Source organism: Agrococcus sp. AC640b (assembly GCF_979255995.1).
Map to the genome: position 1 here is coordinate 55880 of NZ_CEEDMM010000009.1, position 24758 is coordinate 80637.

General features: G+C 72.5%; 32 protein-coding genes and 1 pseudogene. 18 read left to right on the forward strand and 15 right to left on the reverse strand.

The features are described 5' to 3' along the window. Positions 1-7: 7 nt before the first annotated feature. The 3 genes and pseudogenes from ACZ6H8_RS05385 to ACZ6H8_RS05395 all read left to right on the forward strand — a co-directional run. Positions 8-676, forward strand: a pseudogene (locus ACZ6H8_RS05385) (ABC transporter ATP-binding protein); the annotation flags it as partial. 230 nt (positions 677-906) lie between these two features. Then, positions 907-2238, forward strand: coding sequence for an FtsX-like permease family protein (locus ACZ6H8_RS05390; protein WP_464145230.1), 1332 nt, complete (start codon positions 907-909; stop codon positions 2236-2238). Positions 2239-2283: 45 nt separating this feature from the next. Further along, the gene (locus tag ACZ6H8_RS05395; RefSeq protein ID WP_464145232.1) at positions 2284-2745 is read left to right on the forward strand and encodes a nitroreductase/quinone reductase family protein; all 462 of its coding nucleotides are present in this window, start codon (positions 2284-2286) and stop codon (positions 2743-2745) included. A gap of 6 nt (positions 2746-2751) precedes the next feature. Here ACZ6H8_RS05395 and ACZ6H8_RS05400 read toward each other — a convergent pair whose 3' ends face one another. The 6 genes from ACZ6H8_RS05400 to ACZ6H8_RS05425 form a co-directional block, all read right to left on the reverse strand. Then, positions 2752-3993, reverse strand: a complete 1242-nt coding sequence (locus tag ACZ6H8_RS05400) for an amidohydrolase (protein ID WP_464145233.1) — start codon at positions 3991-3993, stop codon at positions 2752-2754. An 85-nt stretch (positions 3994-4078) separates the two neighbouring features. Next, positions 4079-4351: a YciI family protein gene (locus tag ACZ6H8_RS05405; RefSeq protein WP_464145235.1), complete on the reverse strand. Its 273-nt coding sequence runs from the start codon at positions 4349-4351 to the stop codon at positions 4079-4081. Positions 4352-4360: 9 nt separating this feature from the next. Next, positions 4361-5185 (reverse strand): nitroreductase family protein, encoded by an 825-nt coding sequence (locus ACZ6H8_RS05410; RefSeq protein ID WP_464145236.1) that lies wholly within the window; start codon positions 5183-5185, stop codon positions 4361-4363. Between the two features lie 9 nt (positions 5186-5194). Continuing rightward, positions 5195-5530, reverse strand: a complete 336-nt coding sequence (locus ACZ6H8_RS05415) for a hypothetical protein (protein WP_464145238.1) — start codon at positions 5528-5530, stop codon at positions 5195-5197. Further along, a complete protein-coding gene (locus tag ACZ6H8_RS05420; RefSeq protein ID WP_464145239.1) occupies positions 5527-6222 on the reverse strand; it encodes a methyltransferase domain-containing protein in 696 nt (231 codons plus the stop codon). Before ACZ6H8_RS05420 ends, ACZ6H8_RS05415 begins: the two co-directional genes overlap by 4 nt. Beyond that, the gene (locus ACZ6H8_RS05425; RefSeq protein ID WP_464145241.1) at positions 6219-7325 is read right to left on the reverse strand and encodes a type III polyketide synthase; all 1107 of its coding nucleotides are present in this window, start codon (positions 7323-7325) and stop codon (positions 6219-6221) included. The genes ACZ6H8_RS05420 and ACZ6H8_RS05425 overlap by 4 nt, the downstream gene beginning before the upstream one ends. A gap of 111 nt (positions 7326-7436) precedes the next feature. Between ACZ6H8_RS05425 and ACZ6H8_RS05430 the strand changes: the two genes are divergently transcribed. Next, positions 7437-8318, forward strand: a complete 882-nt coding sequence (locus tag ACZ6H8_RS05430; protein WP_464145243.1) for a DNA-formamidopyrimidine glycosylase family protein — start codon at positions 7437-7439, stop codon at positions 8316-8318. A gap of 23 nt (positions 8319-8341) precedes the next feature. Continuing rightward, positions 8342-8908: an NUDIX domain-containing protein gene (locus tag ACZ6H8_RS05435; RefSeq protein ID WP_464145245.1), complete on the forward strand. Its 567-nt coding sequence runs from the start codon at positions 8342-8344 to the stop codon at positions 8906-8908. 3 nt (positions 8909-8911) lie between these two features. Here ACZ6H8_RS05435 and ACZ6H8_RS05440 read toward each other — a convergent pair whose 3' ends face one another. Further along, the gene (locus ACZ6H8_RS05440; RefSeq protein ID WP_464145247.1) at positions 8912-9391 is read right to left on the reverse strand and encodes a VOC family protein; all 480 of its coding nucleotides are present in this window, start codon (positions 9389-9391) and stop codon (positions 8912-8914) included. 108 nt (positions 9392-9499) lie between these two features. On the opposite strand from ACZ6H8_RS05440, the gene ACZ6H8_RS05445 reads away from it, so the two are divergent. The 8 genes from ACZ6H8_RS05445 to ACZ6H8_RS05480 all read left to right on the forward strand — a co-directional run bounded on the left by ACZ6H8_RS05445 (position 9500) and on the right by ACZ6H8_RS05480 (position 14918). Further along, complete coding sequence (locus tag ACZ6H8_RS05445; protein WP_464145249.1) at positions 9500-10351, forward strand: thioesterase family protein; 852 nt, start codon at positions 9500-9502, stop codon at positions 10349-10351. Positions 10352-10479: 128 nt separating this feature from the next. Next, a complete protein-coding gene (gene pdxS / locus ACZ6H8_RS05450; RefSeq protein WP_464145251.1) occupies positions 10480-11379 on the forward strand; it encodes a pyridoxal 5'-phosphate synthase lyase subunit PdxS in 900 nt (299 codons plus the stop codon). Further along, positions 11376-11951, forward strand: a complete 576-nt coding sequence (gene pdxT / locus ACZ6H8_RS05455) for a pyridoxal 5'-phosphate synthase glutaminase subunit PdxT (RefSeq protein WP_464145252.1) — start codon at positions 11376-11378, stop codon at positions 11949-11951. Before pdxS ends, pdxT begins: the two co-directional genes overlap by 4 nt. A 64-nt stretch (positions 11952-12015) precedes the next feature. Beyond that, a complete protein-coding gene (locus ACZ6H8_RS05460) occupies positions 12016-12621 on the forward strand; it encodes a hypothetical protein (protein ID WP_464145254.1) in 606 nt (201 codons plus the stop codon). Beyond that, positions 12618-12851, forward strand: coding sequence for a hypothetical protein (locus ACZ6H8_RS05465; RefSeq protein ID WP_464145256.1), 234 nt, complete (start codon positions 12618-12620; stop codon positions 12849-12851). The genes ACZ6H8_RS05460 and ACZ6H8_RS05465 overlap by 4 nt, the downstream gene beginning before the upstream one ends. A 4-nt stretch (positions 12852-12855) precedes the next feature. Further along, positions 12856-13455, forward strand: a complete 600-nt coding sequence (locus tag ACZ6H8_RS05470; RefSeq protein ID WP_464145258.1) for a hypothetical protein — start codon at positions 12856-12858, stop codon at positions 13453-13455. After that, positions 13452-14267, forward strand: coding sequence for a sulfurtransferase (locus tag ACZ6H8_RS05475; RefSeq protein ID WP_464145259.1), 816 nt, complete (start codon positions 13452-13454; stop codon positions 14265-14267). The genes ACZ6H8_RS05470 and ACZ6H8_RS05475 overlap by 4 nt, the downstream gene beginning before the upstream one ends. Positions 14268-14378: 111 nt before the next feature. Further along, positions 14379-14918, forward strand: coding sequence for a hypothetical protein (locus tag ACZ6H8_RS05480; protein WP_464145260.1), 540 nt, complete (start codon positions 14379-14381; stop codon positions 14916-14918). 78 nt (positions 14919-14996) lie between these two features. Here the strand turns inward: ACZ6H8_RS05480 and ACZ6H8_RS05485 are convergent, their stop codons facing one another. From ACZ6H8_RS05485 to ACZ6H8_RS05495, 3 genes are read right to left on the reverse strand one after another with little or no spacing between them, the layout of a single operon-like run. Beyond that, entirely contained in the window at positions 14997-15341 is a 345-nt protein-coding gene (locus tag ACZ6H8_RS05485) for a DUF2185 domain-containing protein (protein WP_464145262.1), read from the reverse strand. A gap of 45 nt (positions 15342-15386) precedes the next feature. Beyond that, complete coding sequence (locus tag ACZ6H8_RS05490) at positions 15387-15956, reverse strand: HNH/ENDO VII family nuclease (protein ID WP_464145264.1); 570 nt, start codon at positions 15954-15956, stop codon at positions 15387-15389. A 2-nt stretch (positions 15957-15958) separates the two neighbouring features. Beyond that, positions 15959-16681 (reverse strand): WXG100-like domain-containing protein, encoded by a 723-nt coding sequence (locus tag ACZ6H8_RS05495; protein ID WP_464145266.1) that lies wholly within the window; start codon positions 16679-16681, stop codon positions 15959-15961. A gap of 144 nt (positions 16682-16825) precedes the next feature. Here ACZ6H8_RS05495 and ACZ6H8_RS05500 point away from each other — a divergent pair, with 144 nt between their 5' ends. Next, entirely contained in the window at positions 16826-17821 is a 996-nt protein-coding gene (locus ACZ6H8_RS05500; protein ID WP_464145269.1) for an alpha/beta hydrolase, read from the forward strand. Between the two features lie 21 nt (positions 17822-17842). On the opposite strand, the gene ACZ6H8_RS05505 is transcribed toward ACZ6H8_RS05500, so the two are convergent. The 4 genes from ACZ6H8_RS05505 to ACZ6H8_RS05520 are packed head-to-tail and all read right to left on the reverse strand — an operon-like array spanning position 17843 to position 21844. Then, entirely contained in the window at positions 17843-18640 is a 798-nt protein-coding gene (locus ACZ6H8_RS05505; protein WP_464145271.1) for an ABC transporter permease, read from the reverse strand. An 8-nt stretch (positions 18641-18648) separates the two neighbouring features. Next, positions 18649-19542 (reverse strand): ABC transporter permease, encoded by an 894-nt coding sequence (locus tag ACZ6H8_RS05510; RefSeq protein WP_464145274.1) that lies wholly within the window; start codon positions 19540-19542, stop codon positions 18649-18651. A 28-nt stretch (positions 19543-19570) separates the two neighbouring features. After that, complete coding sequence (locus ACZ6H8_RS05515; protein WP_464145276.1) at positions 19571-20746, reverse strand: extracellular solute-binding protein; 1176 nt, start codon at positions 20744-20746, stop codon at positions 19571-19573. A 24-nt stretch (positions 20747-20770) separates the two neighbouring features. Further along, positions 20771-21844, reverse strand: a complete 1074-nt coding sequence (locus ACZ6H8_RS05520; protein WP_464145277.1) for an ABC transporter ATP-binding protein — start codon at positions 21842-21844, stop codon at positions 20771-20773. Positions 21845-21877: 33 nt separating this feature from the next. Between ACZ6H8_RS05520 and ACZ6H8_RS05525 the strand changes: the two genes are divergently transcribed. Together ACZ6H8_RS05525 and ACZ6H8_RS05530 are read left to right on the forward strand one after the other, a co-directional pair. Continuing rightward, positions 21878-22696, forward strand: coding sequence for a FadR/GntR family transcriptional regulator (locus ACZ6H8_RS05525; protein WP_464145279.1), 819 nt, complete (start codon positions 21878-21880; stop codon positions 22694-22696). After that, entirely contained in the window at positions 22693-23355 is a 663-nt protein-coding gene (locus ACZ6H8_RS05530; RefSeq protein WP_464145281.1) for a cache domain-containing protein, read from the forward strand. Before ACZ6H8_RS05525 ends, ACZ6H8_RS05530 begins: the two co-directional genes overlap by 4 nt. Before the next feature lie 21 nt (positions 23356-23376). Here the strand turns inward: ACZ6H8_RS05530 and ACZ6H8_RS05535 are convergent, their stop codons facing one another. Beyond that, positions 23377-23940, reverse strand: coding sequence for a TetR/AcrR family transcriptional regulator (locus ACZ6H8_RS05535; protein WP_464145283.1), 564 nt, complete (start codon positions 23938-23940; stop codon positions 23377-23379). On the opposite strand from ACZ6H8_RS05535, the gene ACZ6H8_RS05540 reads away from it, so the two are divergent. Next, positions 23924-24094, forward strand: a complete 171-nt coding sequence (locus ACZ6H8_RS05540; protein ID WP_464145285.1) for an SRPBCC domain-containing protein — start codon at positions 23924-23926, stop codon at positions 24092-24094. The two genes, ACZ6H8_RS05535 and ACZ6H8_RS05540, sit on opposite strands and share 17 nt — an antisense overlap. 78 nt (positions 24095-24172) lie before the next feature. Then, a complete protein-coding gene (locus ACZ6H8_RS05545) occupies positions 24173-24754 on the forward strand; it encodes a dihydrofolate reductase family protein (RefSeq protein WP_464145287.1) in 582 nt (193 codons plus the stop codon). Positions 24755-24758 lie beyond the last annotated feature (4 nt).

Consider the following 24758-nt stretch of genomic DNA (forward strand, 5'->3'; position numbering starts at 1 on the left):
TTGCACCATGCAGGCGATCAGTGCGCGGGGACTCCGCAAGACGTATGGACCGACGACAGCCCTCGCGGGCGTCGACATCGACATCGCGCCCGGCGAGGCCGTCGCGATCATGGGGGCGTCGGGCTCCGGCAAGACGACCCTCCTCCATGCCCTCGCGGGCATCGTGACGCCCGACGTGGGTGCCGTGCACCTCGCGACGCCCACGGGCGTCGTCGACGTCGCGCGGCTGTCGGATGCCGAGCGCACCCGGCTGCGCCGCGAGCGCTTCGGCTTCGTGTTCCAGGAGGGCATGCTCGTGCCCGAGCTCACCGCCGTCGAGAACGTGGCGCTCGCGCTCATGCTCGTCGGGGCGAAGCGCGCCGCTGCCGTGCAGGAGGCGGCGATGTGGCTCGGCTCGTTGGGGCTCGCTGGCATGGAGGATCGCCGCATCGGCCAGCTCTCGGGCGGGCAGGCGCAGCGCGTCGCGATCGCGCGTGCGCAGGTGACGGGGGCGTCGATCGTGTTCGCCGACGAGCCCACCGGCGCCCTCGACTCGGTGACGAGCGGCGAGGTGATGTCGGCGCTGCTGCAGGCGACCGTCGGCCGTGGCCGCACGCTCGTGCTCGTCACGCACGACGAGCAGGTCGCGGCACGCTGCACCCGCGTGGTGCGGATGCGCGACGGACTGCTCGTGGATGCCGGGCACGGCGCGCCAGCACCGGTGGCACCGGCAGGCTCGCCGCTGCCGCCGCCCGCGCCGGGGACCGCCGTGGGCGCGCCCGCGCAGGCGACCGGTCATGCATGGTCGGCGCCAGCGCAGCACGCCCCGCCGACGCAGCCTCCAGCGCCGACGCAGCACGACGGCGGCCGCATCCCGAACCCGGCCGCCCCCGGGCGCGTCGACGAGCACGGCTGGCAGGTGCGCGCATGAGCGCCCTCCGCCTCGCGCCGCTCATGCTGCGCCCCTCGACGCAGGGTGCCGCGGTGCTCGTGCTGCCCGCCGTCGCGTTCGGCATCACCACATGGCTGCTCGGCATCGTCGTCGGCGGTGCCCGCGCGTTCTTCACGTGGACCACGCCGGATGCCCCGCTCTACCAGCTGCTCGCCGTCGTCGCCCTCTCGCTGCTCGCCGTGCCCCTCGTGACGCTCGGCGGCTCCGCGGCTCGCCTCTCGGCACGCCGACGCGACGACCGCCTCGCTGCGCTCAGGCTCCTGGGCGCCACGAGCGGCACGGTGCTCGCGCTCGCGGTCACGGAGGCGACGGTGCTCGCGCTCGTCGGCGCGATCCTCGGGGTCGCCGCCGCGGCAGCGTCGAGCCCGCTCATCGGGCTCATCCCGTTCGCGGGCGAGCCGTTGGGCGGCAGCGCGCTGCTGCCTGCCGGCTGGGCGATCGGCCTCGTCGCGGCCGTCACGCTGCTCGCGGCGGCGAGCGCGCTGTCGTCGATGCGTCGCGTCATGGTGACGCCGCTCGGCGTCGCCAGGCGCGAGACGCCCGCTCGCGTGCACTGGATCGTCATCGTGCTCGCCGTCGGTGCCATGGCGATCGTGGCGGGCGCCTTCTCGTCGTTCTCGAGCATCGGCGCCGCGCTCGGCGTCGTCGCGATGATCGCCGTGCTGGGCGTCGGCTTCGGCATCGCGATGCTCGTGCTGAACCTGCTGGGCCCGTGGATCCTCGGCGTGCAGGCGCGCATCCAGGCGCGCGGCGCCTCGAGCCCCGCACGGCTCATCGCGGCACGCACGGTGCTCGAGTCGCCGAAGGCCGCGTGGCGGCAGGTGGGCGGGGTCGCGCTCGTGACGTTCGTGGGCGTCATCGCCGGCACCGGATCCGCGCTCATGGGCAGCGCCGACATGGGTGGCGAGATGACGCTCGCAGCCGACATCCGCACGGGTCTGACGATCACGATCGTGGGCTCGTTCCTCACGGTCGCGTGCACGGTGGGGCTGCAGCAGGCGGCGGCGATCCTCGACGGCCGCGCGCTGTCGCGGGCGTTGCACCACGGCGGCATGGACGTGTCGACCATGGATGCCGCACGCCGCTGGGCCGTGCTGTCGCCGCTGCTGCTCGTCGTCGCGATCTCGGCGATCGCGGCGGGCGTGCTCGTGGTGCCGTTGCTGGGCATGGCGCTGCTGTTCGAGCCGGTGACCGTGCTCATCACGGCGGGCGTCGTGGTCGCAGGCGTCGGGATCGTGGCGCTCGGGCTGCTCGCGACGCGGCCGCTGCTGCGCCGGGTGGCGACGGCGCAGGTCGCGTCGGCCTAGCGTCTGCGCCCACGTGCATCGCTCGGACCACGGAAGAGGATCGTCATGCCGCGCGTTCCCTCGAGCATGGCCTTCAACGACATGATCATCGACGCGTTCCGGCAGGGCGACGGCGTCGTGCACGAGCCCGTGAGCTTCGGCAGGAACCTGGGGCTGCTCCACATCCCGAAGAAGGACGGCACGATCGGGCTGACGCCGCTGTTCGCGTTGCGGCAGGACGGCTCGTGGCATGTCGTGGCGAGCGCGGCGGGGTCGCCGAGGCACCCGGCGTGGACGTTCGGCCTGCGCCGCGCCGCCGAGATCGACCTCGAGGTCGCCGGCGACCTCGGCGAGCCGATCCGCGTCGTACGCGTAGCCGTCTCCGAGCTCGTCGGCGCCGAGCGCGATCGGCTCTGGGATGCCTTCAAGGACGCGGGCGACGGGTTCGCGGGCTACGAGGCGACGGCCGAGGGCCGCGTGTTCCCGATCTTCCGCCTCACGCCCGTCGAGCAGCCCGACGCGTCCTGACGCGCCTCAGCGGCCGAGGTGCGCGAGCACCGCGGTCGTCATGGCGCGCACGGCCGTGTCGAGCGTGGGCTGCAGCACCGGCACGAAGCCGGGGGAGTGGTTCGAGGGGATGTCGGTGAGCAGGGTGCCCGCCGACTCCGCCGCCGCGTAGCGTGCAGCATCCATGCCGCCGGTGAACCAGAACGCGTAGGGGGCGCCGTAGGCGGCGGCGAGCTCCGAGAAGTCCTCCGAGCCCGACAGGCGCTCCATCGGCACCGAGTCGTCGCCGAACTCGGCGTCGAACGCGGGCTGCAGCGTCGCGACGACGGCAGCGTCGTTGTCGGTCACCGGTGCCCACAGGGTGTGCTCGATCGTCGCGGGCTGCGCCGTGCCCGCGGCCTGGCACTCGGCCTGCACGATGCGCTCGACGGCCTCGCGGATGCTCGTGCGCACCGTCTCGTCGTACGTGCGGATCGACAGCCCCAGCGTCGCGGTGTCGGGGATGATGTTCGACTTCGTGCCTGCGTGGATCGTGCCGACCGTCACGACGGCCTGCGCGCTCGAGGGCACCTCGCGGCTCACGATCGTCTGCAGCCGCAGCACGATGGATGCCGCGACGACGACGGGGTCGATGGTGGTCTCGGGGCGGGAGCCGTGGCCGCCGCGTCCGTGCACGGTGACGATGAGCTCGTCGCAGGCGGCCATGAACGGCCCGGCGGTGATGCGCACCTGCGATGCGGGGTATGCCGAGACGTGCTGACCCAGGGCGACGTCGATCGACGGCACGATCGCGCGCAGCGCATCCGTCATGCCGCGCGCCCCCGCGACGGTCTCCTCCGCGGGCTGGAACACGATCGCGAGGGTGCCGCTCCACGCGTCGCGATGCTGCGCGAGCAGCCGCACGGCCCCGTGCAGCGTCGCCATGTGCACGTCGTGACCGCATGCGTGCATGACGCCGACCGTGCCGCCCGCGACCTCGGCGGTCTGGGTCGAGCGGTAGGGCACGATGTCGTCCTCGACGACGGGGAGGCCATCCATGTCGGCGCGCAGGAGGATCGTGGGGCCGTCGCCGTTGCGCAGGATGCCGACGACGCCCGTCGAGCGGCCGACGCCTTCGTGCACCTCGTCGACGCCGGTCGCGCGCAGCTCGGCGGCCATGCGTGCGGCGGTCGCGTGCTCGCGGTCGGAGAGCTCGGGGTGCTCGTGGAGGTGCCGGTACAGCTCCTCGGTGAACGGTCGGACGGAGGCCAGGTCGTCGAGCACGCGCATGCCCCGAACCTACCCCTCCGCACCGTTGAGGCTCTCGGCCGCATGTGCGGTGCACAGCGGCCGAGAACCTCGATGCCTCGCCGGGTCAGGCGGCGCGCACGCCGCCGATGCCGGGGTTCCACTCCTCGATCGCCGTGATGACGACGCCGGGGTGCGTCATGTACGCGTCGGCGTCGATCGCCTCCTGCACGCGCTCGCGCGTCGCCGTGAACAGCAGCAGCGCGCCTTCGCCGTGCTCGTAGGGGCCGGCGGCGAGCAGCACGCCCTGCTCGACGAGCTCGGCGAGCAGCTCGCGGTGGCGGGGCCGCAGCTCGAGGCGGCCGGGGGCATCGGTGTAGCGCAGGTGCACGGCGATCATGCTTGGAGCCTAGGCGGGGCCGGGGCCCACCGGGGCGCCGGGCGCGTCGTCCCAGCCGGTCTGCGGGGTCTCGCACGTGTCGCGGAACACGATCTGCGACGGCCGCTTGCGCTCCGAGCTCGACCAGTCGATGCGGGGCCGCCGCGCCTCGTCGGGCACGTAGCCGATGCGGTAGACGGCCATGAGCTCGAGGTCGTCCGGCACGCGGAACAGCTCGACGATGCGCTCCCACTGGCCCGGCACCTCCATGGGGAACGAGACGAACTGGATGCCGAGGCCCAGCTCGACCGTCGACAGCCACAGGTTCTCCATCGCGGCACCCATGCTGAACAGCGAGTAGAACGACGACAGCTCTCCAGGTCGATGCTCGGCACGGTCGAGCATGACGCCCAGCAGCATGGGCGAGCCGGCGACGACCTTGCGGTTCTCCTCGCCGAGCGTCTGCGGCACCTTGAGCGTGTTCATGAGTCGCTGCCCGCGCGGCGTCATCGCCTGCCCCGTGAACGGCCGAAGCGGTGCGGGCAGGCGATCGAAGAGCATGCCGTCGCGGCGCTCCTCCATCTCCTTCTTCGAGAAGCGGAAGTAGCGTCGATAGCGTTCGAAGAACGATCCGTTCGACATCGCCTCGGTCATGCTGCCGCCGCTGATCGCCGCGACCTGGTCGATCGTCGCGCGGTCCTCGGTGATGACGAAGCGCCACGGCTGGCTGTTGAGCTGCGAGGGCGCGCGCCCTGCCATCTCGATGAGGAGCCGCTGATGCTCCTCGCGCACCGGGTCGGGCAGGAACGCGCCGTTCGTGGTGCGCCTGCGGCGGATGGCGTCGAAGAGCTCCATGCGTGACTCCTAGCGGTGGGGGCGGTCGGTGCGGGCCGCGGCGGCGACGAGCCAGGGTGCGGCGGCGAGCGCGACGATCGGATGCGTGCGGGATCGGGTGGAGATGCGCGGCAGCGCCGCGAGCGGCAGGAGCGCGGGAGCTGCGCGCAGCGCGCGGCCGGGGTCGTCGCGCATGCCGACGACGACGGTCGCCGACGTGAGGGCGACGGCGCCGATGAAGCCGACGTGGTGGATCCACCGGTGGCGCTCGTTGCGCCACGCGCCGGTGGCGAGGCCGATGCCGAGCGTCGCCGTCGTGCCGTAGACGGCGAGCGCGGCGACGGCCAGGCCGCGGCCGAGGCTCATCGGGCGTCCCGGGGCTCGAGCACGAGCAGCAGGCGGTACGGCCACAGCCGCTCGACGCGCCACGGCGGCGGCACGAGCGCCTGCAGCTCGTGCGCGCGGTGGCTCCTGCGGATCGAGGCGGTGCCGTCGTCGTGCAGCAGCGACCGCGTGCGCAGCGGCGCGGTGGCGATGCCGAACGCGACGTGCGGCACGTGGGCGCGCTCGAGGTCGGCGTGCAGCGCGAGGGTGCCTGCGAGCGCTGCGCTGTCGTGCACGAAGCAGGCGAGGTCGGCGTCGTCGAGGTGGTGCAGCACGTGGTTGCTGAGCACGACGTCGAAGCGGCGGCCGTCGGCGACGAGGTCGCTGCTCGACGCCTGCTCGAACGTGACGCCCTCTACGGTCGTCGCGGTGGCGAAGGCATGGGCGCGCGGGTCGGGGTCGATGCCGGTGATCTGCGCCGCGATGCCGTCGCTGCGCATCCACCCTGCGAGCCTGCGTGCGACGTCGCCGCCGCCGGAGCCCACGTCGAGCAGCGTCGCGGTGCGACCGGCGGGCAGGACGGGTCGGATGCGCCGCACGTAGAGGGCGCGCCACCTGGAGACGAGCGCGTTGACCGCGTCGAACTGCCGGTAGGTGCGGGCGAGCAGCACGGGGTCGACGTGCGGGTCGTCCATGCGCTCGAGCTCGTGCGAGCGGCGTGCGAGCGATCTCACGGCGTCTCCTGCAGCTCGAGCAGCGCCGACTCCATCGTGAGGCCGGGCCCGAACGCCATGGCGCACACCTGCTCGCCCGCGGTGCGCTCGCGCAGCTGCGCGGCGAGGATGTGCAGCACCGTCGCGCTCGACATGTTGCCGCGCTCGGCGAGCACGCGTCGCGACGCTGCCATCGCGTGGTCGTCGAGGCCCAGGGTGCGCTGCACGGTGTCGAGGATGGAGCGCCCGCCCGGGTGCACGGCCCATCCGGCGACCTGCGGCCACGTCGCGGCGGTGCGCGCGGGCGCGAGCGGCGCGATCGCGTCGACGACGTGGGCGCCGATGAGCCTCGGCACGGCGCCCGAGAGCACCATCTCGAACCCCTCGTCGCCGATCGTCCACGCCATCTCCTCCTCGCTCGAGGGTGCGATGGTGGAGGCGAGGGCGAGGATGCGCAGCGAGCGCGGCGTCGGCCGGGCGGTGACGAGCGCGGCGCCGGCGCCGTCGGCGAAGACCGAGGAGGCGACGATCGTGTCGGGGTCGTTCGACGAGCGCAGGTGCAGGGAGCACAGCTCGACGCAGACGACGAGCACGACCGCGTCCTGGTCGGCGCGGCAGATGGCGTCGGCGGCGCGCAGCGCGGGGAACGCGGCGTAGCAGCCCATGAAGCCGACGTGCAGCCTCGGGGTCTGCGGCGGCAGCCCGAGGTCGCGCACGAGCAGGTGGTCGATGCCGGGTGCGAAGAAGCCGGTGCACGATGCCGTGACGACGTGGGTGACCTCGTGCGCCGCCATGCCGCCGTCTGCCAGCGCCGACGCGGCGGCCTCGAGCGCGAGCGCCGGCGCCCGATCGGCGAAGCGAGCGTTGCGCACACGCGTGCTGGGGCTTCGCAGCTCGCCGCTGGCGGCGTCGAGGAAGGGGGAGTCGGTGGCGTCGACGAGCTCGTCGAGCACCACGTGCCTCGCGTCGATCGCCGACGCGTCGAACGCGGCCCCGACGAGCCTGGCGCCCAGCCGCGTGAGCCCTGGCTGCCGTGCGAGGAGGTCGCGGGCGACCGTCTGCTCGAGACGCGCGGGCGGCACGGCCGTGCCGATGGCGCAGATGGCAGGTGCGGACGGTGCCACGGATCCCCTTCGTGCACCCGCGCTGATGCGGATGCTGCTGACCACCTTGCGCGCCCTCGGCAGCGAGCGCCAGGGGTCGCGCGTGTCGGCGGTGCGCGGCAGACTGCACGCATGCCGGAGCTGCCAGAGGTGCAGGCGCTCGCCGACGACCTTCGCGGGCGCCTCGTGGGCAGGCGTGTGCGCAGGCTCGACACGTACGCGATCTCGGCGCTGAAGACGTTCGATCCGCCCGTGCGTGCCCTCGACGGCGGCGAGGTCACGGGTGTCGAACGGCACGGCAAGTGGCTCGACCTCGCGGTCGCGACGGTCGGCGACGAGCCCGCGACCCTGCACGTGTGCATCCACCTCGCACGCGCAGGATGGCTGCGATGGCGCGACGAGGCGCCGAAGACGCGGCCGCGCATGGGCAAGGGGCCGCTCGCGGCGCAGCTCATGCTCGACGACGATGCCGGGTTCGACCTCACGGAGGCGGGCACGAAGAAGGGCCTCGCGATCCACGTCGTGCGCGAGGCGGCCGACGTGGACGACATCGCGACGCTCGGACCGGATCCGCTCACCGACGACTTCACCGAGGAGGCGTTCGCCGCGGTGCTGGCAGCGGCGGGCCGTGCGCAGATCAAGGGCGTGCTGCGCAGCCAGCGCCGCATCGCAGGCATCGGCAACGCCTACTCCGACGAGATCCTGCACGTCGCGCGCATGTCGCCCTTCACGCCGGCGTCGATGGGCGCAGACGACGTGCACCATCTGTACGTGGCGATGCGCGAGACGCTGCAGGAGGCGGTCGCCGCTCGCGAGGGCGTGCCGGCGTCGAGACTGAAGTCCGAGAAGCGCAGCCGCATGCGCGTGCACGGGCGCACGGGCGAGGCGTGCCCCGTGTGCGGCGACACGGTGCGGCAGGTGGAGTTCGCCGACTCGACGTTCCAGTACTGCCCGACGTGCCAGACGGGTGGCAGGCTGCTCGCCGACCGCGTGCTGTCTCGGCTGCTGAAGTAGGGCGGCGCGGGCAGGATGGTGCCGTGACCGACGAGCGCGCGACCGGCTGGCAGACCCTCTCGAGCCGAGAGGTGTACGCGAACCGGTGGCTGCGGCTGCGCGAGGACGAGGTCGTGCGGCCCGATGGCGGCACGGGCATCTACGGGGTCGTCGAGGTCGCGAACCCCGCCGTGTTCGTCGTGGCGTTGACCGACGCCGACGAGGTCGTGCTCGTCGACCTGTTCCGCTACACGACGGGCAGGTGGTCGACGGAGGTGCCTGCAGGGTCGACCGATGGCGAGGATGCGCTCGTCGCCGCCCGTCGCGAGCTCGCCGAGGAGACGGGTCTCGTGGCCGACGACTGGACCCTGGTGGGTGGCATGGCGTCGCTCAACGGCATCTGCGACGCCCCCGAGCACGTCTTCCTCGCCCGCGGCCTGCACCCGACCGAGGGGGATGCCGTCGCGACGCAGGCGGAGGAGGGCATCGCTCGCGTGCGTCGCGTGCCGTTCGGCGACGCGCTCGCGATGGTGCGATCCGGCGAGATCTCCGACGCCGAGACGCTCGCGGCCCTCCTGCACGTCGCGGTGCACCTGGGCCGCATCGGCTAGCCCTCACGCAGGCTCCGCCGCGCGCGCGGATGCGTCCGCGTCGACCTGCCCGGCACGGAGGTCCTGCGCGAGCATGACGAGGATGCCGCTCGGGCCGCGCAGGTACGTGAGCAGGTACACGTCGTCGTAGCTCGCGATGCCGCGCAGCGGCTCGCACCCGTGCCGGGCGGCGATCGCGAGCGACGCCTCGAGGTCGTCGACCTGGAACGCGACGCGGTGCATGCCGATGTCGTTCGCCATGGCGGGCTCGCGTTCGACGCCCGCCGGATGGATCGGCTCGAACAGCTCGAGCGTTCCCTGTCCGCCTGGGGTCTGCAGCATCGCGATGCGTGCGTGGTTGCCGTCGAGTCCCACGGCGGTGTATGCCCACTCGCCGCTGACCTCGTCGCGGCCGAGCACGGTGAGGCCGAGGTCGACGAAGAACGCGATCGCCCCCTCCAGGTCGCGCACGGCGATGCCCACGTTCTCGAGTCGGATGCCCATGGCGGTCACGCTAGCCCTGCGCCGCCGCACGCACCACGGGTCGGCGCAACGGGCGCCTGACGCTCGCCGCTCGACCGACGGGGTGCTCGCGGGCCAGGATGGTGGGCGATGAGCGACGACGCACGCACCGCATCCGACGACGCCTACTTCGTGCCTGCCGGCGAGCACGAGGGCGCCGAGCTGCTGCAGCCCACGGCGCACACGGGCAGCCCGTGGAGCGCGGGGATCCAGCACGGCGGCCCCGTCGCGGGCCTGCTGTGGCGCGCGTGCGAGGGCGCGCCCGGTGCCGACGGGTGGATGCTCGCTCGACTCGCGGTCGAGCTGCTGGGTCCCGTGACGCTCGACGAGGTCGCGGTGCGGGCCGAGGTGGTGCGCTCTGGCAGGTCGGCCGACCTCGTGGAGGCGGAGGTGCGCCAGCGCGACCGGTCGGGTGCGTGGCGCGCGGCGGCGCGCGGGCGCGGGTGGCGGCTGCGCTCCGCCGACACCGCATCCGTCGCCTACCGCGCGGGGCGGCGGCTCGCGCTGCCGCCGGAGGGTGCGCCGACGCTGCGCGACGCGCCCGTGCCGCCGTTGTGGCTCGCGGGCTTCGTCGGCTCGCTCGACTGGCGCTTCGCGACGCCGTTCGGCGAGCGCGGCGCCCCGACGGTCGCGTGGGCTCGGCTGCGGATGCCGTTCGTCGCGGGCGAGCAGCCCAGCGCGTCGCTGCGGACGATCCTGCCGATCGACGCGGCGAACGGCATCGGTGCCCGGCTCGACACGCGGGCGTGGACGTTCATCAACACCGAGCTCGCCATCCACCTCTTCGAGCGGCCGACGGGCGAGTGGGTCGGCATCGAGGCGGAGTCGTCGGTCGGCTCGGCGGGCGTGGGCCTCAGCCAGGCGGTCGTGCACGACGAGCAGGGGCCCGTGGGCCGCATCGCGCAGTCGCTGCTGCTCTCGCCGCTCGATCCGAGCGTGTGAGGTGCTCGGCCGCTGCTCGCCTCGCACGCGGCCGAGAACCTGAGAAGTCGAAGTGGCATGCGTCGCGCGTGCCACTCGCGACCACTCCGGGCCGAGTGGCATGCACGCACGCGCGTAGCGTCCGAGCCATGAGCGAAGATCAGGTTCCCGCACGTGCGACCGACGGCGTCAAGCGCGGCCTCGCCGAGATGCTGCAGGGCGGCGTCATCATGGACGTCGTCACGGCCGAGCAGGCGCGCATCGCCGAGGACGCGGGCGCCGTCGCCGTCATGGCGCTCGAGCGCGTGCCCGCCGACATCCGCGCGCAGGGCGGCGTCGCCCGCATGTCCGACCCCGACCTCATCGACGCCATCAAGGCGGAGGTGTCGATCCCCGTCATGGCCAAGGCACGCATCGGCCACTTCGTCGAGGCGCAGGTGCTGCAGGCTCTCGAGGTCGACTACATCGACGAGTCCGAGGTGCTGAGCCCCGCCGACTACGTCAACCACATCGACAAGTGGCCGTTCGACGTGCCGTTCGTGTGCGGTGCCACGAACCTGGGGGAGGCGCTGCGGCGCATCACCGAGGGGGCTGCCATGATCCGCTCCAAGGGCGAGGCGGGCACGGGCGACGTGTCGGAGGCCACGAGGCACATCCGCACCATCCACAAGGAGATCCGCGCGCTCGCGTCGCTGTCGAAGGACGAGCTGTACGTCGCCGCCAAGGAGCTGCAGGCGCCGTACTCGCTCGTCGAGGAGGTCGCGCGCGAGGGGCACCTGCCGGTCGTGCTGTTCGTCGCGGGCGGCGTCGCCACGCCCGCCGACGCCGCGATGATGATGCAGCTCGGCGCCGACGGCGTCTTCGTCGGCTCCGGCATCTTCAAGTCCGGCGAGCCCGAGCGCCGCGCCGCAGCGATCGTGAAGGCCACGGCGCAGTTCGACGACGCCGCGGCGATCGCCGCCGCGTCGCGCGGACTGGGGGAGGCGATGGTCGGCATCAACGTCGCCGACCTGCCCGCGCCGCACCGCCTGGCCGAGCGCGGCTGGTGACGCGCGTCGGCGTGCTCGCGCTGCAGGGCGACGTGCGCGAGCACCTCGCCGTGCTGCGGGGCCTCGGCGCCGACGCGACACCCGTGCGCAGCGCCGCACAGCTCGACGCGGTCGCGGCCCTCGTGATCCCGGGTGGCGAGTCGAGCGTCATCGACAGGCTCACGGGCATCCTGGGCCTCCGCGACCCGCTGCGCGAGCGCATCGCAGGCGGCATGCCCGTGCTCGGCACGTGCGCGGGCCTCATCCTGCTCGCCGACCGCATCCTCGACGCTGCGCCCGGGCAGCGCACGCTCGGCGGCCTCGACGTCACGGTGCGCAGGAACGCGTACGGCAGCCAGGTCGACTCGTTCGAGACGTCCGTGGCGATGCCTGCGCTCGGCGAGCGGCCCGTCGCGGCATCGTTCATCAGAGCGCCGGTGGTGGAGGAGGTCGGCGAGGGCGTCACGGTGCTCGGCCGCCACGACGGGCGCATCGTCGCCGTCGAGCAGGGCGCGGCGATCGGCGTCGCGTTCCACCCCGAGCTCGCAGGCGACGACCGCGTGCACCGCAGGGTGCTGGAGCTCGTCGGCTGACGTGGGTGCGGCGTGCTCGACGTCCGGCCGGGCCACCTCGGGAAGGGCGATACCCTGGGATGTGGTGAGCACGATCGAGCAGCATGGCGGCCAGGCGCCGTCGACGCCGAGCGACCGCCCCGTGTGGCAGCTGCCGGCCGCACGCGCCGTGCCCGCCGTGGTCGTGGGCGTCGCGGTGACGTTCCTGCAGTCGCACGACGCGCTCGTCGGACTCGTCGCGTTCGCGGTGCTCGCGCTCGGCACGGGCGTCGCGCTGCTGGTGCTGCGCGGCTCCGTCTACGCCACGGTGCGCCGCTTCCCGACCCTCGCCGGCGCCGCGGGCATCGCGGCCGGCGTCGCCGCTGCGGCGCTCGCCCTCGCCGCCCCCTCGGGCGTCGCGCTCAAGGTCGTCGTCGCGGCGTGGGCGCTCGTGACCGCGGCCGTCGAGGGCTGGGCGTGGTGGACGCTGCGCGCCACCGCAGACGCGCCGGCACGTCGCATCGCCGCCGACTGGCGCTTCGTCGCGGCGTTCACGCTCGTCGCCGCCATCGTCTTCGCCCTCCTGCCCGCGCACGACGTCGTGCTCGTCGGGCTCGTGGGCGCCTACGCCATCATCGTCGGCGTCTTCCACGGCATCGCCGCCTACTCGGCGCGCATCGTCGCGAGGGACGCTGGGAGGGCCACCGCATGACCCCGTCGCGTCGCGACCGTCTCAAGCCCGTCGAGTACCTCGCGTTCGCGGGCGGCATCGGCATCTTCTCCGCGCTCGTCGTGCTGCTCGTCATCCGCGAGCCCATCCACGCGCTCGTGGTCGGTGGCATCGCGTTCATCGTGTCGCTCGTCGTCATCGCCACGCTCACCCTCGCGATGCAGCCGCCGAAGCCCGAGGATCGCGACGACGACCGGCCGCGGGGCCACTGACGCCATGCCCGGTCGCGCCGTCGTGCGACGTCGGATGCGGGAGGCCGCCTTCGGCGCGCTCCTGGCAGCATCGCTCGTGGGCTGCAGCGGCCCCGGCGTCGCCGCGGCACCGGATGCCTCGCCGCAGGCTGCGGCACCGCAGCCGCCGTACCTGCAGACGGCCGCTGCGGTCTTCGACCCCGTCGCAGATGACGTGCCGGGCACCGAGGCCTGCGACGGCGTCGCGGGGCGCGAGGTGCTCGAGGTCTTCGACCGCGCCGCGTGGGCCCAGCTCGACGTGCAGGCTGGCGAGGCGACGCTCACGTGCGGCAACGCCGACGGCGCGGGCTGGCGGCACATCGCCGACGGCCACACGGGCGACTTCGGCGAGCTCGCCGACGAGGTCGGCTCGTCGTGGGAGGACGTCGCGTGGTTCGCGATCGACCAGGCCCTCGAGGCGCCCACGAGCGTCGAGGGCTACCGTTCCGACATCGTGAACTACGACGTGCGCATCGAGCTCGTCGGCGACGCCGGCGGCGTGGAGCGTGCGTGGATCGTCACGGTCGGCTACGGTCTCGCCTCGAGCAGCATCATCACGTCCTTCCCCGATGAGGTGGATCCATGACCCTTCCCGACCTCGTGTCCGCGACCTGGCTCGCCGGGCACCTCGACGACCCGGACGTCGTCGTCGTCGACGCCTCCGTCGGCGGCTTCCGAGGCGCCAACGGCATCCCGGGCGCGTTGCGCTTCGACCTCGACGGGTCGATGTCGCGGCACGACACGGACGGCGTGCACGACATGCTCGACCCTGCGGAGTTCGAGCGGCGCCTGCGCGAGCTCGGCATCGACGACGGCGATCGCGTCGTCGCGTACGACGCGCAGGGCGTCTTCTCGAGCGCTCGTGCGTGGTGGATGCTCGAGGCGGCCGGCATCGACGCCGCGGTGCTCGACGGCGGCCTGCCCGAGTGGACGCGTGGCGGCCGTGCCGTGGAGCCGACGCGCGAACGCGCCGACGAGCCCGGCGACGTGACGGTGCGGTGGCGCGACGACGCGTTCGTCGGAGCCGACGCCGTCGCGCGCGCGATCGCCGCCGACGAGGCCGTCGTGCTCGATGCACGCTCGTTCGACCGCTTCGCGGGCATCGCCCCCGAGCCTCGCAAGGGCCTTCGCGGCGGCCACATCCCCGGCAGCGTGTCGCTGCCGTTCGCGGCGCTCGAGTGCGACGGTCGGCTGCAGGAGGTCGGCAGCCTCGCAGACCGCATCGACGAGGCCGCAGGCGACGCCCCCATCATCACCACGTGCGGCTCGGGCGTGACGGCGTGCGTCGTCGCGCTCGCGGCGACGCTCGTGGGCCGTGACGACGTGCGCGTCTACGACGGCTCGTGGTCGGAGTGGGGTCGCCCGGAGTCGGGCCGCCCCGTCGCCGTCGGCGACTGACGCGTGGCGGCCGCCCGGCCGGGTCGTGGTCGACGACCGAGACGGCGGCGACGCGCCACGCCTGCGTGCTAGCGTGCGGACCGATCCGCGCACGACCGTCGAGAGGAAGCGATGCCGAACCCCGCACACCGCGCCGAGGAGGAGTCGCTCGAGACCTTCCTCGCCGACTACTCGCCCGAGGACGCCACGTTCGCCCTCTCGACCGGATACACGGTGCTGCTGGGCGCGATGGTGAATCCCGATCTCGAGGCACGCGTCGGCATCGCCGAGCGGGTGCTCGACGACGGCGCCGACGCGTCGGTCGCGCTCGACTCGGGCGTCAACGCGCTGCACATGCTGTTCTCGACGCGCGAGCACGACCTCGAGCGCGAGGCGGCGCTCGTGACTCGGCTCATCGAGGGCGGCGCCGACGTGAACGCGCTCTCGAAGCGTCAGGGGCCGCCGCTGCTGGTCATGATCGACTCGGGCATGGCGTCGCTCGACGGCGTCGGCGTCGTGATCGACGCGATCCAGGCGGCGACGACGATCGACCTCGAGGTCGCGGTGAACCGCAAGGGTCGCCCGCGCAAGACGCTGCGCGACGCGATCGCGACGGCCGAGTGGCGCATCCCCGAGCTGCAGCAGCGGCTCGGCATCGAGCCGGAGGCCTGAGCGCACCGGCCGAGCGCGACCGTCGAACGCCGAAGGGCCCCGCTGCCGTGCGCAGCGGGGCCCTTCGGCGTCTCGGCGTCAGCCGCGAAGCTCGGAGTCGGGGATGCGGCGCCCGGTCTCGTCGTCGACGAAGTGGAAGCCTGCGTCGTCCTGGATGAGCCGCAGGTCGGTGCCGACGGGCATCTGCCAGACGGCGAGCACGGCAGGCTCGAGCTCGACGATCGCGTTGAAGTCGACGATCTCCCAGTTGGCCGGGTCCGAGAGGTAGGCGCTCGAGTCGATGGCGCTCATGAAGCGCCAGCCGTTGTCGACGGGATCGCGCGGCTCGCTGCGCTCGAGCCACGCGATGCCCGCGCGCCGCAGCACGTTCTTCGTGGCGAGGCATGCGCCCGCGCCCTCGATGTAGCCGGCTCGCTCGCTCATCGCGTCACTCCCGTCGCCTGCGCGGCCGCTCGGCACGGTCGCACGTCACGCCTCGTCCTGGTGCGAGGAGTTCCTGCCCGGATCCTGCACCTCGTACTTGTCGGGATTACGATATCGATCCAGGAACTCCTGCTTGCTGATGTCGCCCGACATGTACTGCTGGTGCAGGTCGCGGTACTCCTGCCCCGTCTTGTGGCCCATGTGCCACGGCCGCGGGCCGCCACCCGGGTCGGTCCGCGAGACGAGCACGTACCTGCCGTCGATGTCCTTGACCCACATCTCGTTCGGCCCGGGCATGTCCTTCGGGAACCTGCCGGACTCGATGTCCCTGATCTGGTCGGCGCGACTGCGATCCCACACCTTGTCGACCTGGCCCTTGTCGTACTTGGGTCGTCGGCCGGGGTCGGAGTACGGGATGCGGTTGCCGTCGGCGTCGTACTGGTAGCGCGTCTGCCGCTTGCCCCGCTGGGCGCGATCCCAGTTCTTCAGGGTGTCGAGGTCCTGCTTGGTCTTCGACTTCTTGCGGCGGATGCCGGCGACGATCGCCTGACCGGCGTCGTCGACGGAGCGGAACACCGTCGTCTTGACGATGTCGGTGTCGATCCTCTTGCTCATGGTCAGCCTGCCGTCGAGAACTCGAGCGACATGAACTGCGTCACGAACTCGTCCACGAGTCGCTCCTGGTCGTTGGCGTTGGTCTCGAGGTCGTCGGCGGCGACCTCGAGCGCCGCCATGTCGGCCTCGAAGGCCTCCTTCTCGGCGATCGCGCCCTGCACCACCGGCGCGTCCTGGATGGCCTGGGTGAGCTGCTGGCCGAGGCTCGTGAGGGGATCGGTCAGCAGCTCGAAGATCTGCTGCATGACCTGGTCGACCGCGATGTTCGTGAGGAAGTCGAGCGCCTTCTTGCGAGCCGCGATGATCGCGACGTTCGCTGCGGCGCTCAGTCCGAGCGTGAACGCAGCCGACGCGATGGCGGCCGCGATCTGCGCCGCCGTGATGACGAGCTCGGCGATGACCTTGAGCTTCAGCGCGACGACCGCGTCCGCGAGCACGTCCATGCCGGTCGATGCGGGGTCGAGCAGCGCGATGTAGCCCTGGATGTTCGAGGACTTGTCCTCATCCCACGCCGCGACGAACGCGTCGCCGGCGTTCGCCTTGTAGGCGGGCTTGATCTGGTCCTGGATGATGGCGTCGGCGCGTTGGATGGCCACGTCCATGTCCTCGCCGAACTGGCGCAGCAGCACCGCGCCCTTCTGCACCTCGTCCTCGTCGACCTCTGGCCATTCGTAGCCGAGCATCTGGAGCACCCAGGCGAGCTCGCTGGGGATCGTGATCGCCACGAGCCACCTCCTCCACTGTCTTGAGCACGACCGTAGGCCCGTTCGCGGCACGGCGCCATGGGGAGAACTGCCCTCCTCCCGAGCGTGGGACCGGCTGAGGACGCCCCCCATTGCCCGCCCAGGTCGCCTCGGTATCGTGGCGGCATGGAGGGCGGCTGGCGCGACGACGTGCTCGGCGACGGCTTCCAGCAGCGCACGCTCGCGCTCGGCGTCGACGACGAGGGCGACGTCGTCGCGACGCTCGTGCGTGCCTTGCCGCAGCGTCGCAGGTTCTGGCAGGCCGAGCGCGACCTCGAGGACGTCGACGTGCTCTACGTGCACGGCTGGTCGGACTACTTCTTCCAGGGACGTCTCGCGCGGTTCTTCACCCACCGCGGGGCGCGGTTCTTCGCGCTCGACCTGCGCAAGTACGGTCGCAGCATCCGGCCCAGCCAGACGCTCGGCTTCGTCGCCGACCTCGGCACCTACGACGAGGACATCGCGGCGGCGCTCGACGCGATGCGCGAGGGCGGCGCGAGCGAGGGTCGCAGGCTCGTGCTCATGGGGCACTCCACGGGCGGCCTCACCCTGAGCCTCTGGGCGCATCGGCATCCGGGGGTGGCGAGCGCCCTCATCCTCAACGCGCCGTGGCTCGAGCTGCAGTTCGGCGCCAGGTCGCGCGCGGCCATCACCCCTGTCGCCGACCTGCGTGGACGTCTGTCGCCGCTCGCGCCCGCCCCGCAGATCGACCTCGGCTACTACGCGCGTGCGCAGCGCGAGACGTTCGACGACGACGATCCGTACGTCGTCGACCACGCGTGGCGGCCGGAGTTCGCGATGACGGCGCACGCGGGCTGGATCCGCGCGGTGCTCGCCGGCCATGCGAAGGTCGCCGCGGGACTCGCGATCGACGTGCCCGTGCTCGTGCTGCTGTCGACGCGGTCGATCCTGCCGACGCGCTGGTCGGACGACCTCACGCGCGTCGACACCGTGCTCACGGTCGACCAGGTCGCGAGAGCCGCGCTGCACCTGGGGCCGTCGGTGACGATCGAGCGCATCGACGGGGCGCTGCACGACGTGTTCATCTCGCGACGCGAGGCGCGCGCCGACGCCTACGCGCGGCTCGAGCGCTGGGTGGAGGGCATGGTCGCGCTGCGCTGATGCGCTGAAGCCCGTGCCGCGTCAGCGCGCGGCCGCCCGCGACTCGAGGCGCTGCGCGAGCGCGATCGGCACGATCGAGACGACGACGAGCACGACCGCCACGACGTTGACGATCGGCGCCTGCCCCGGGCGGAACATGTTCTGGAAGATCCAGATCGGCAGCGTCGTGACGCCAGGCCCCGCCGTGAACTGCGTCACGATGATCTCGTCGAACGACAGGCCGAACGCGAGCAGCGCGCCCGCGAACAGCGCGGACCGCAGCTGCGGCAGCGTCACGAGCCGGAACGTCGTGAAGCGGTCGGCGCCGAGGTCGGCGGACGCGTCGACGAGGTTGCCGTTCAGACGCCGCATCCGAGCGAAGGCGTTGTTGTAGACCGTGACGATGCAGAACGTCGCGTGCGCGAGGATGAGCGTGCCGAGCCCCAGCTGCAGGCCGAGCCCCGTGCGGAAGAGGTTGTTGAGCACGATGCCCGTGACGATGCCGGGCAGCGCGATCGGCAGCACGACGAGGAGGTTCACGGCCTCCTTGCCGAAGAACGCGTAGCGGTCGAGCGCGATGGCGCACACGGTGCCGAGCACGAGCGCGATCGCCGTGGCGCAGACGGCGACGAGCACCGACGTGCCCACGGCCTGCCACGCTCCGGCGTTCGTCGCCGCGCGACCCCACCACTCGAGCGTCAGCGAGCGCGGCGGCCACGCGAGCGACTGGCTCGTGGAGAACGAGTTCGCGAGCACGATGCCCAGCGGCAGGTAGACGAACACGAGCGCGATGGCGACGATCGCGACGAACGTCGCTCGCACGGGCTTCGAGATGCGCATCGCGCCTCCTAGAGGTTCCGCAGCGCCCCCGTGCGGCGCACGGCGAGCAGGAAGAGCAGGATGATGACGATCGGCACGAGCGCGACGGCTGCGGCCATGGGCACGTTCCCCGCGACCCCGACGTTGTCGTAGATGATCGTGCCGAGGAACTGCGTCGATCCGCCCACGATCCGCACGGCGATGTAGTCGCCGAGGGTGAGGGAGAACGAGAAGATCGCGCCCGCGATGATCGCCGGGTACATCAGCGGCAGCACCACGGAGGCGAACGTGCGCAGGTTGCGGGCGCCGAGATCGCTCGACGCCTCCACGAGCGAGTCGGGCACGCGCTCGAAGCCGGCGTAGATCGGCATCACCACGTAGGGCAGCCAGATGTACGAGAGGGTCACGACCGTCGCGATCTCGCCGAAGCCCGGTGAGATGCCGAGGGACGACAGCAGCCCGCCCTCGATGAAGATCGACCGCCACGCGTACGCCTTCACGAGGTACGACGCCCACAGCGGCATGAGGAAGGCGATGACGAGCGCCGCCCGCGCACGAGGCCCGAACACCTTCGCCATCGCGTAGCCCACGGGCAGCGCGATCGCGACGTCGATGATCGTGGCGAGCACGGCGGTGCCGAGCGTGCGGAACGTGACGGCTCGGTAGAGCTCCTGCGAGACGACGCGTGCGACGTTGTCGAGCGTCCAATCCATGCGGACCTCGTTGGTGAACGGGTCCGTCTGCCACAGGGCGGTGATCAGCAGGAAGCCGAGGCTGACGACGTAGACGGCGACGAGCCATCCCAGCGGCAGTCCCAGCAGCATGCCGAGGCCGACCCTGGGATGCCGGTCGAGTGCGCGCGACGCCCGCCGCACCCCCGTCTCGGGGGGTGCGGCGGCCGTCGCCGGTGCGGTCGTGGTCATGTGCGGTGGTGCGGTGCCGATCCGGGCGTCAGCCCTGGATCTGCTGCCACGCCTCGGTCCACGCCGCGTAGTCCGTGCACTCGACGTCGGTGCGACCGTCGAGGCACTCGGCGATCGGCGTCGTCCAGTAGTAGATCTGCGACGCGTACTCCTCGTCGCCGGCGTGGTACGACTCGCAGTGGCCCGGGTCCTGCGTGAAGTCGCAGGCACCGGGGTTGTTCGGCGCCTCGCCGAAGTACTCGGTCGCCATGGCGTTGCCCTCGGGGCTCGCGATCCAATCGAGCCACGCGTAGGCGCAGGGCGTCTGCTCGGTGCCTGCCGACACCATCCACGAGTCGCTCCAGCCGGTCGCGCCCTCCTCGGGCAGCACCACGTCGACCGGGGTGCCCTCTGCGAGGGAGTTGACGACGACCTGCCAGGTCGTGCCCGCCACGATCGAGCCGGCCTCGAGCCCCTGCACCTCGAGCAGGTAGTCGCTCCAGTACTCGCCGATGTGCTCGCGCTGGCCCTCGAGCAGGTCGACGGCCGCGGCCAGCTGGTCCTCGTCCAGGGCGTACGGGTTCTCGATGCCGAGGTCGGGCTCGTGCGTCATGAGGTACACGGCTGCGTCGGCGATGTAGATCGGCGAGTCGTATGCCGTGATGCTGCCGGTGTTCGCCTCCGCGTCGTCGAAGACGACCGACCACGACGTCGGCGCCTCGCTGAAGACCTCGGTGTTGTAGGCGAGGAGGTTCGCGCCGTAGCCGTGCGGGATGCCGTAGACGGCGCCGTCGACCGAGTTCCACTCCTGCTCCTTGAGGAACGGGAAGATCGCGTCGTACGAGTCGATCAGGTCGGTGTTGAGCTCCTGCACCGCGTCGGACGCGATGAGCCGGAGGGTCAGGTCGCCGGAGGCGGCGATGACGTCGAAGCCCCCCTCGCGCGTGAGGTTGAACGCCTCGTCGCTCGTGCCGTAGGTCTGCGAGGTGACGGAGCAGCCGGTGGCCTCCTCGAAGGGGCTCACCCAGTCGACGGCCGGGTCGTTGGTGCCGTCCTCGACGTAGCCGGGCCAGGCGAGGATCGAGACCTCGCCGCCGTCGGTGTCGCCGAGCTCGGTCGCGGGTCCTTCGGCTGCGGGGCCGCCGCCCGACGCGCCGCACGCGCTGAGCGCGAGTACGGCGACGCCGAGACCGGCACCGAGCGCTGCATGACGACGCTTGTGCATGATGTCTCCTTGCTGTGGTGTGGCCTAGGCGGATGCCGTGGCCGGTGAGGGGTGCGTGGGGTCCGTCGCCGGCTCGGCGACGGCGGGCTCGACGAGGTCGCGCACGTCGGCGTCGGCCCACGCCAGTCGCACGCGGTCGCCGCGTGCGACGCTCGCGTGACCGGAGGACGACTGCTCGAGCACGGTCATCCGGATGCCGGCGTCGGTGTCGACGACGCAGCGCACGCTCGCGCCGGCGTAGATCACCTCGGCGACGGTGCCTGCGATGCCGTCCCCCGTCTCGCCGCGGCGGATCTCCACCTTCTCCGGCCGGATGGCGTGGATGCCGCCGTGGCCGAGCACGGCGCGGCTCTGCGCGTCGTCGAAGAGGTTCGAGGTCCCGACGAACGTCGCGACGAAGGGCGTCGCGGGTCGCTCGTAGACGTCGACGGCGGCGCCGACCTGCTGGATGCGCCCGGCGTCGAACACCGCGATGCGATCCGAGAGGGTGAGCGCCTCGTCCTGGTCGTGCGTGACGAAGACGAACGTGATGCCGAGGTCGCGCTGCAGCTGCTTCAGCTCGACCTGCATCTGCTCGCGCAGCTTGAGGTCGAGCGCGCCGAGCGGCTCGTCGAGCAGCAGCGCTCGCGGCTCGACGACGATGGCGCGCGCGAGGGCGACGCGCTGTCGCTGACCGCCGGAGAGCTGCGTGGGGCGGCGGGTCGCGAAGTCGGCCAGGCGCATGCGCTCGAGGGCCTCGGTGGCGCGGCGGACGCGCTCCGCCTTGCCGACGCCGCGCACGCGCAGGCCGTACGCGACGTTCTCGAGCACCGACATGTGGGGGAAGAGGGCGTAGTCCTGGAAGACGGTGTTCACGGGCCGGTCGTAGGGCGCGTCCGCCGAGACGTCCTTGCCGAAGAGCTCGACGGAGCCGGCCGTCGGCACCTCGAACCCTGCGATGAGCCGGAGGACCGTGGTCTTGCCGGAGCCCGACGGGCCCAGCATCGAGAAGAACTCGCCGCCGGCGATGTCGAGGTCGATGCCGTCGACGGCCGTGACCGCACCGAACTCGCGGCGAAGGCCGCGGAGACGGATGGCCGGCAGCTGCGCATCGGTCACGACTGCTCCCTCGTGCTGTGTGGACGCTGTGACATGAGCATCATCAAACATGTGGAACCAGAGGTTTGGAAGTCGGCGATGTTACGATCGCGTCACGAAGCCGAGACGGGGGAGTCGATGGAGCAGCCGGCGACCCTGGCGCGCTCCGCGGTGTTCGCGCCCATCGACGAGGTCGGCCGTGCCGAGGCGGTGACGGCGCGCCTGGAGGAGGCCATCGTGCTCGGCATGCTGCATCCCGGCGAGCGGCTGCCCGCGGAGTCGCGCCTGGCGGAGCGCTTCGGCGTCTCGCCCTCCACCGTGCGGGAGGCGCTCGCCGATCTTCGCGACCGCAGCCTCGTGACGACCCAGCGGGGCAGGCGCGGCGGGTCGTTCGTGACGCTCGACGAGGGCGACCGCCTCGAGGCGGTCGAGCGGCGCATTCGCGACCTGTCGAGCGCCGAGCTCGCCGACCTCGGCGTGCATGCGGTCGCGATCGAGGGCACGGCCGCCGCGCTCGCCGCCGAGGAGGCGTCCGCCTTCGAGGTCGATGCGCTCGCTCGCGACCTCGCCTCGATCGACTTCGGCGACGAGCTCACCGCCCGCCGCGGCGTCGGGGGCTTCCATCTGCAGGTCGTCGCGCTGAGCCGATCCGTGCGGCTCGCGCGCGAGCAGGTGCGGTTCCAGCACGCAGACGGCCCGCTGCTGTGGGCCTGCCTCCACGAGGCGGACGAGCGCGATGCGGCGCGCGGCGGCGGCGAGCGGCTGGTCGCGGCGATCCGCGACGGTGATGGCGTGCGTGCGCGCGCCGAGGTCGAGGCGGGGTGCGATCGCGCGGTGCGATGGCTGCTCGAGGCGAAGCGGAGGCTCTCATGAGCGCGGTCGATGCGGTTCGGCAGGTCGTCGGCGAGGCCGACGCGGTCGTGGCGAGGTTGCTGGGCGTGCTCGCCGACGCGGCCATCGCCCTCGATCCGGTCGCGGCGACCGCGGTCGTCGAGCGCGTCGTGTCGGCGGAGCTCGCAGCCCGTCCCGTCGTGTTCGGCGGGGGGTTCGTCGTCGCGCCCGCTCGCGTCGGGCATCCGCTCATGGCCTGGTGGCAGGCGATCGGGGCGGCGCGCGACGTGCGCAGGCTCGACGCGGGTGCGACCGATGGCGGCTACGTGCGCTCGTACGAGGAGATCGAGTGGTACCGCGTGCCGGCCGACTCGGGCGAACCGCACATGACGGGGCCCTACGTCGACCTGCTGTGCACGGATCAGGCGACGCTCACGTTCACCGCTCCCCTCGACGTCGCCGGGGCGTTCGCGGGAGTCGTGGGCGCCGACGTGACCGTGCCCGCCTTCGAGCGTGCGGTCGGCGATGCGCTGCGGTCGGCAGGGGAGGGGGCGCTCGTCGTCACGGCCGAGGGTCGCGTCGCCGCGTCCACGGACTCGTCGGTGCTCGTGCAGCGGCGCATCCGCGACGACGTGCTCGCGCGCTACGACGTCGAGCCCGTGCCAGGCACGCGGCTGTCGGTGGCGGTGCCCCGCCCATAGGGGCACTGCTCCGCACGCACCTCAACGGTCGGTCGCCGGTCCGAAGTCCGTCGTCTCGACGGCACTTCCGGGCAGCGGCGCATCCGTCGCGAGGCCTGCGGCGACGATGGCCGCGGACCGTCGGCGCAGCTGCGGCGTGCGCTCGGGTCGAGGGCTGCGGATGCGGCTGAGGCCCTCGAGCAGCTTGTTCAGATCCAGCCAGCCGATCTCGGGCCCGAGTGCCTCGGCATCGCGCAGTCGTGCCACGAGCCGCTCGCCCTCGCGCCACCCCTCGGCCGAGCGCTCGCGGTCGCGCGCGGTCGGCTCGAATCGGCCGGTGATGGCGGTCATCAGCGGGTGGCTGCCCGCATCGGCGGCATCGGCGAGGAAGTCCTCGAGCGCCTGGCGCGGATCGAGCGACTCGTCCAGGCGCCGGTGGGCTCCATCGATGAGGGCGACGTACCGCTCGGTGACGTCCTCGGCGACGGCCCGCAGCAGGGCGTCCTTGCTGGCATAGCGGCGATAGAGCGCCGACTTGCTGACCCCGGCGGCAGCCCCGACGGCGGCGATCGGTGCGTCGGGATCGCTCGTGAGCACTGCGATCATCGCGATCGAGCTGGCGGAGGGGGAGGGCGGTCGCACGCGGATGACGTTCCGCGTCGAGGGTGCGTCCGACGACCGCGGGCAGGAGGGCAGCGTGCACGACGGCTGGATGCAGGCGTTCGATGCGCTCGACGCAGCGCTGCGGACGGCCGGCTGATCGGCATCGTCACGGTCGAGCACGGGCTTCCGTCGTCGGGTCGCTCGGCCTAGGGTGAGCCGAGTCGACGGGAGCAGCATGGCGGTGGAGTACACCTGGGACGTCTTCTCGACGCTCGACGGCTACGGATCGCTCGGCGAGGGGTCCGACTGGGGTGGGTACTGGGGCAAGCAGGGCCCCGAGCTGCTCGCGCACCGCGTCGCGCTCTTCGCCGAGCCGCAGCGCATGGTCTACGGCGCGACGACGTTCCGCGAGGTCGCGAGCATCCTCGGCGCGGGCACCGACCCGAACGCGCTCGACGAGTGGAACCAGCTGCTCATGCGCATGCCCACGACCGTCGTGTCCTCGACGCTGCGCGACACGCTCGGCTGGCCGGACGCCACGATCGAGCCCGGCGACGGCGTCGAGATCGTGCGCCGGCTTAAGGAGGAGTCGGACGTGCCCCTGCGATCGCAGGCGAGCCTGTCGCTCAACTGGGCCCTCATGGGTGCCGGCCTCGTCGACCGGCTGCAGGTGACGATCTTCCCGGCGATCACCGGCCGCACGGGCGCGAGCCCCATCCTCCGTGGGGCCGACGACCTCGACCTCGAGCTGCTCGAGAGCCGTACGCTCGACGGCGGCACGCTGGAGGTCGTCTACCGGCCCACGCTCCATCGCTGACGAC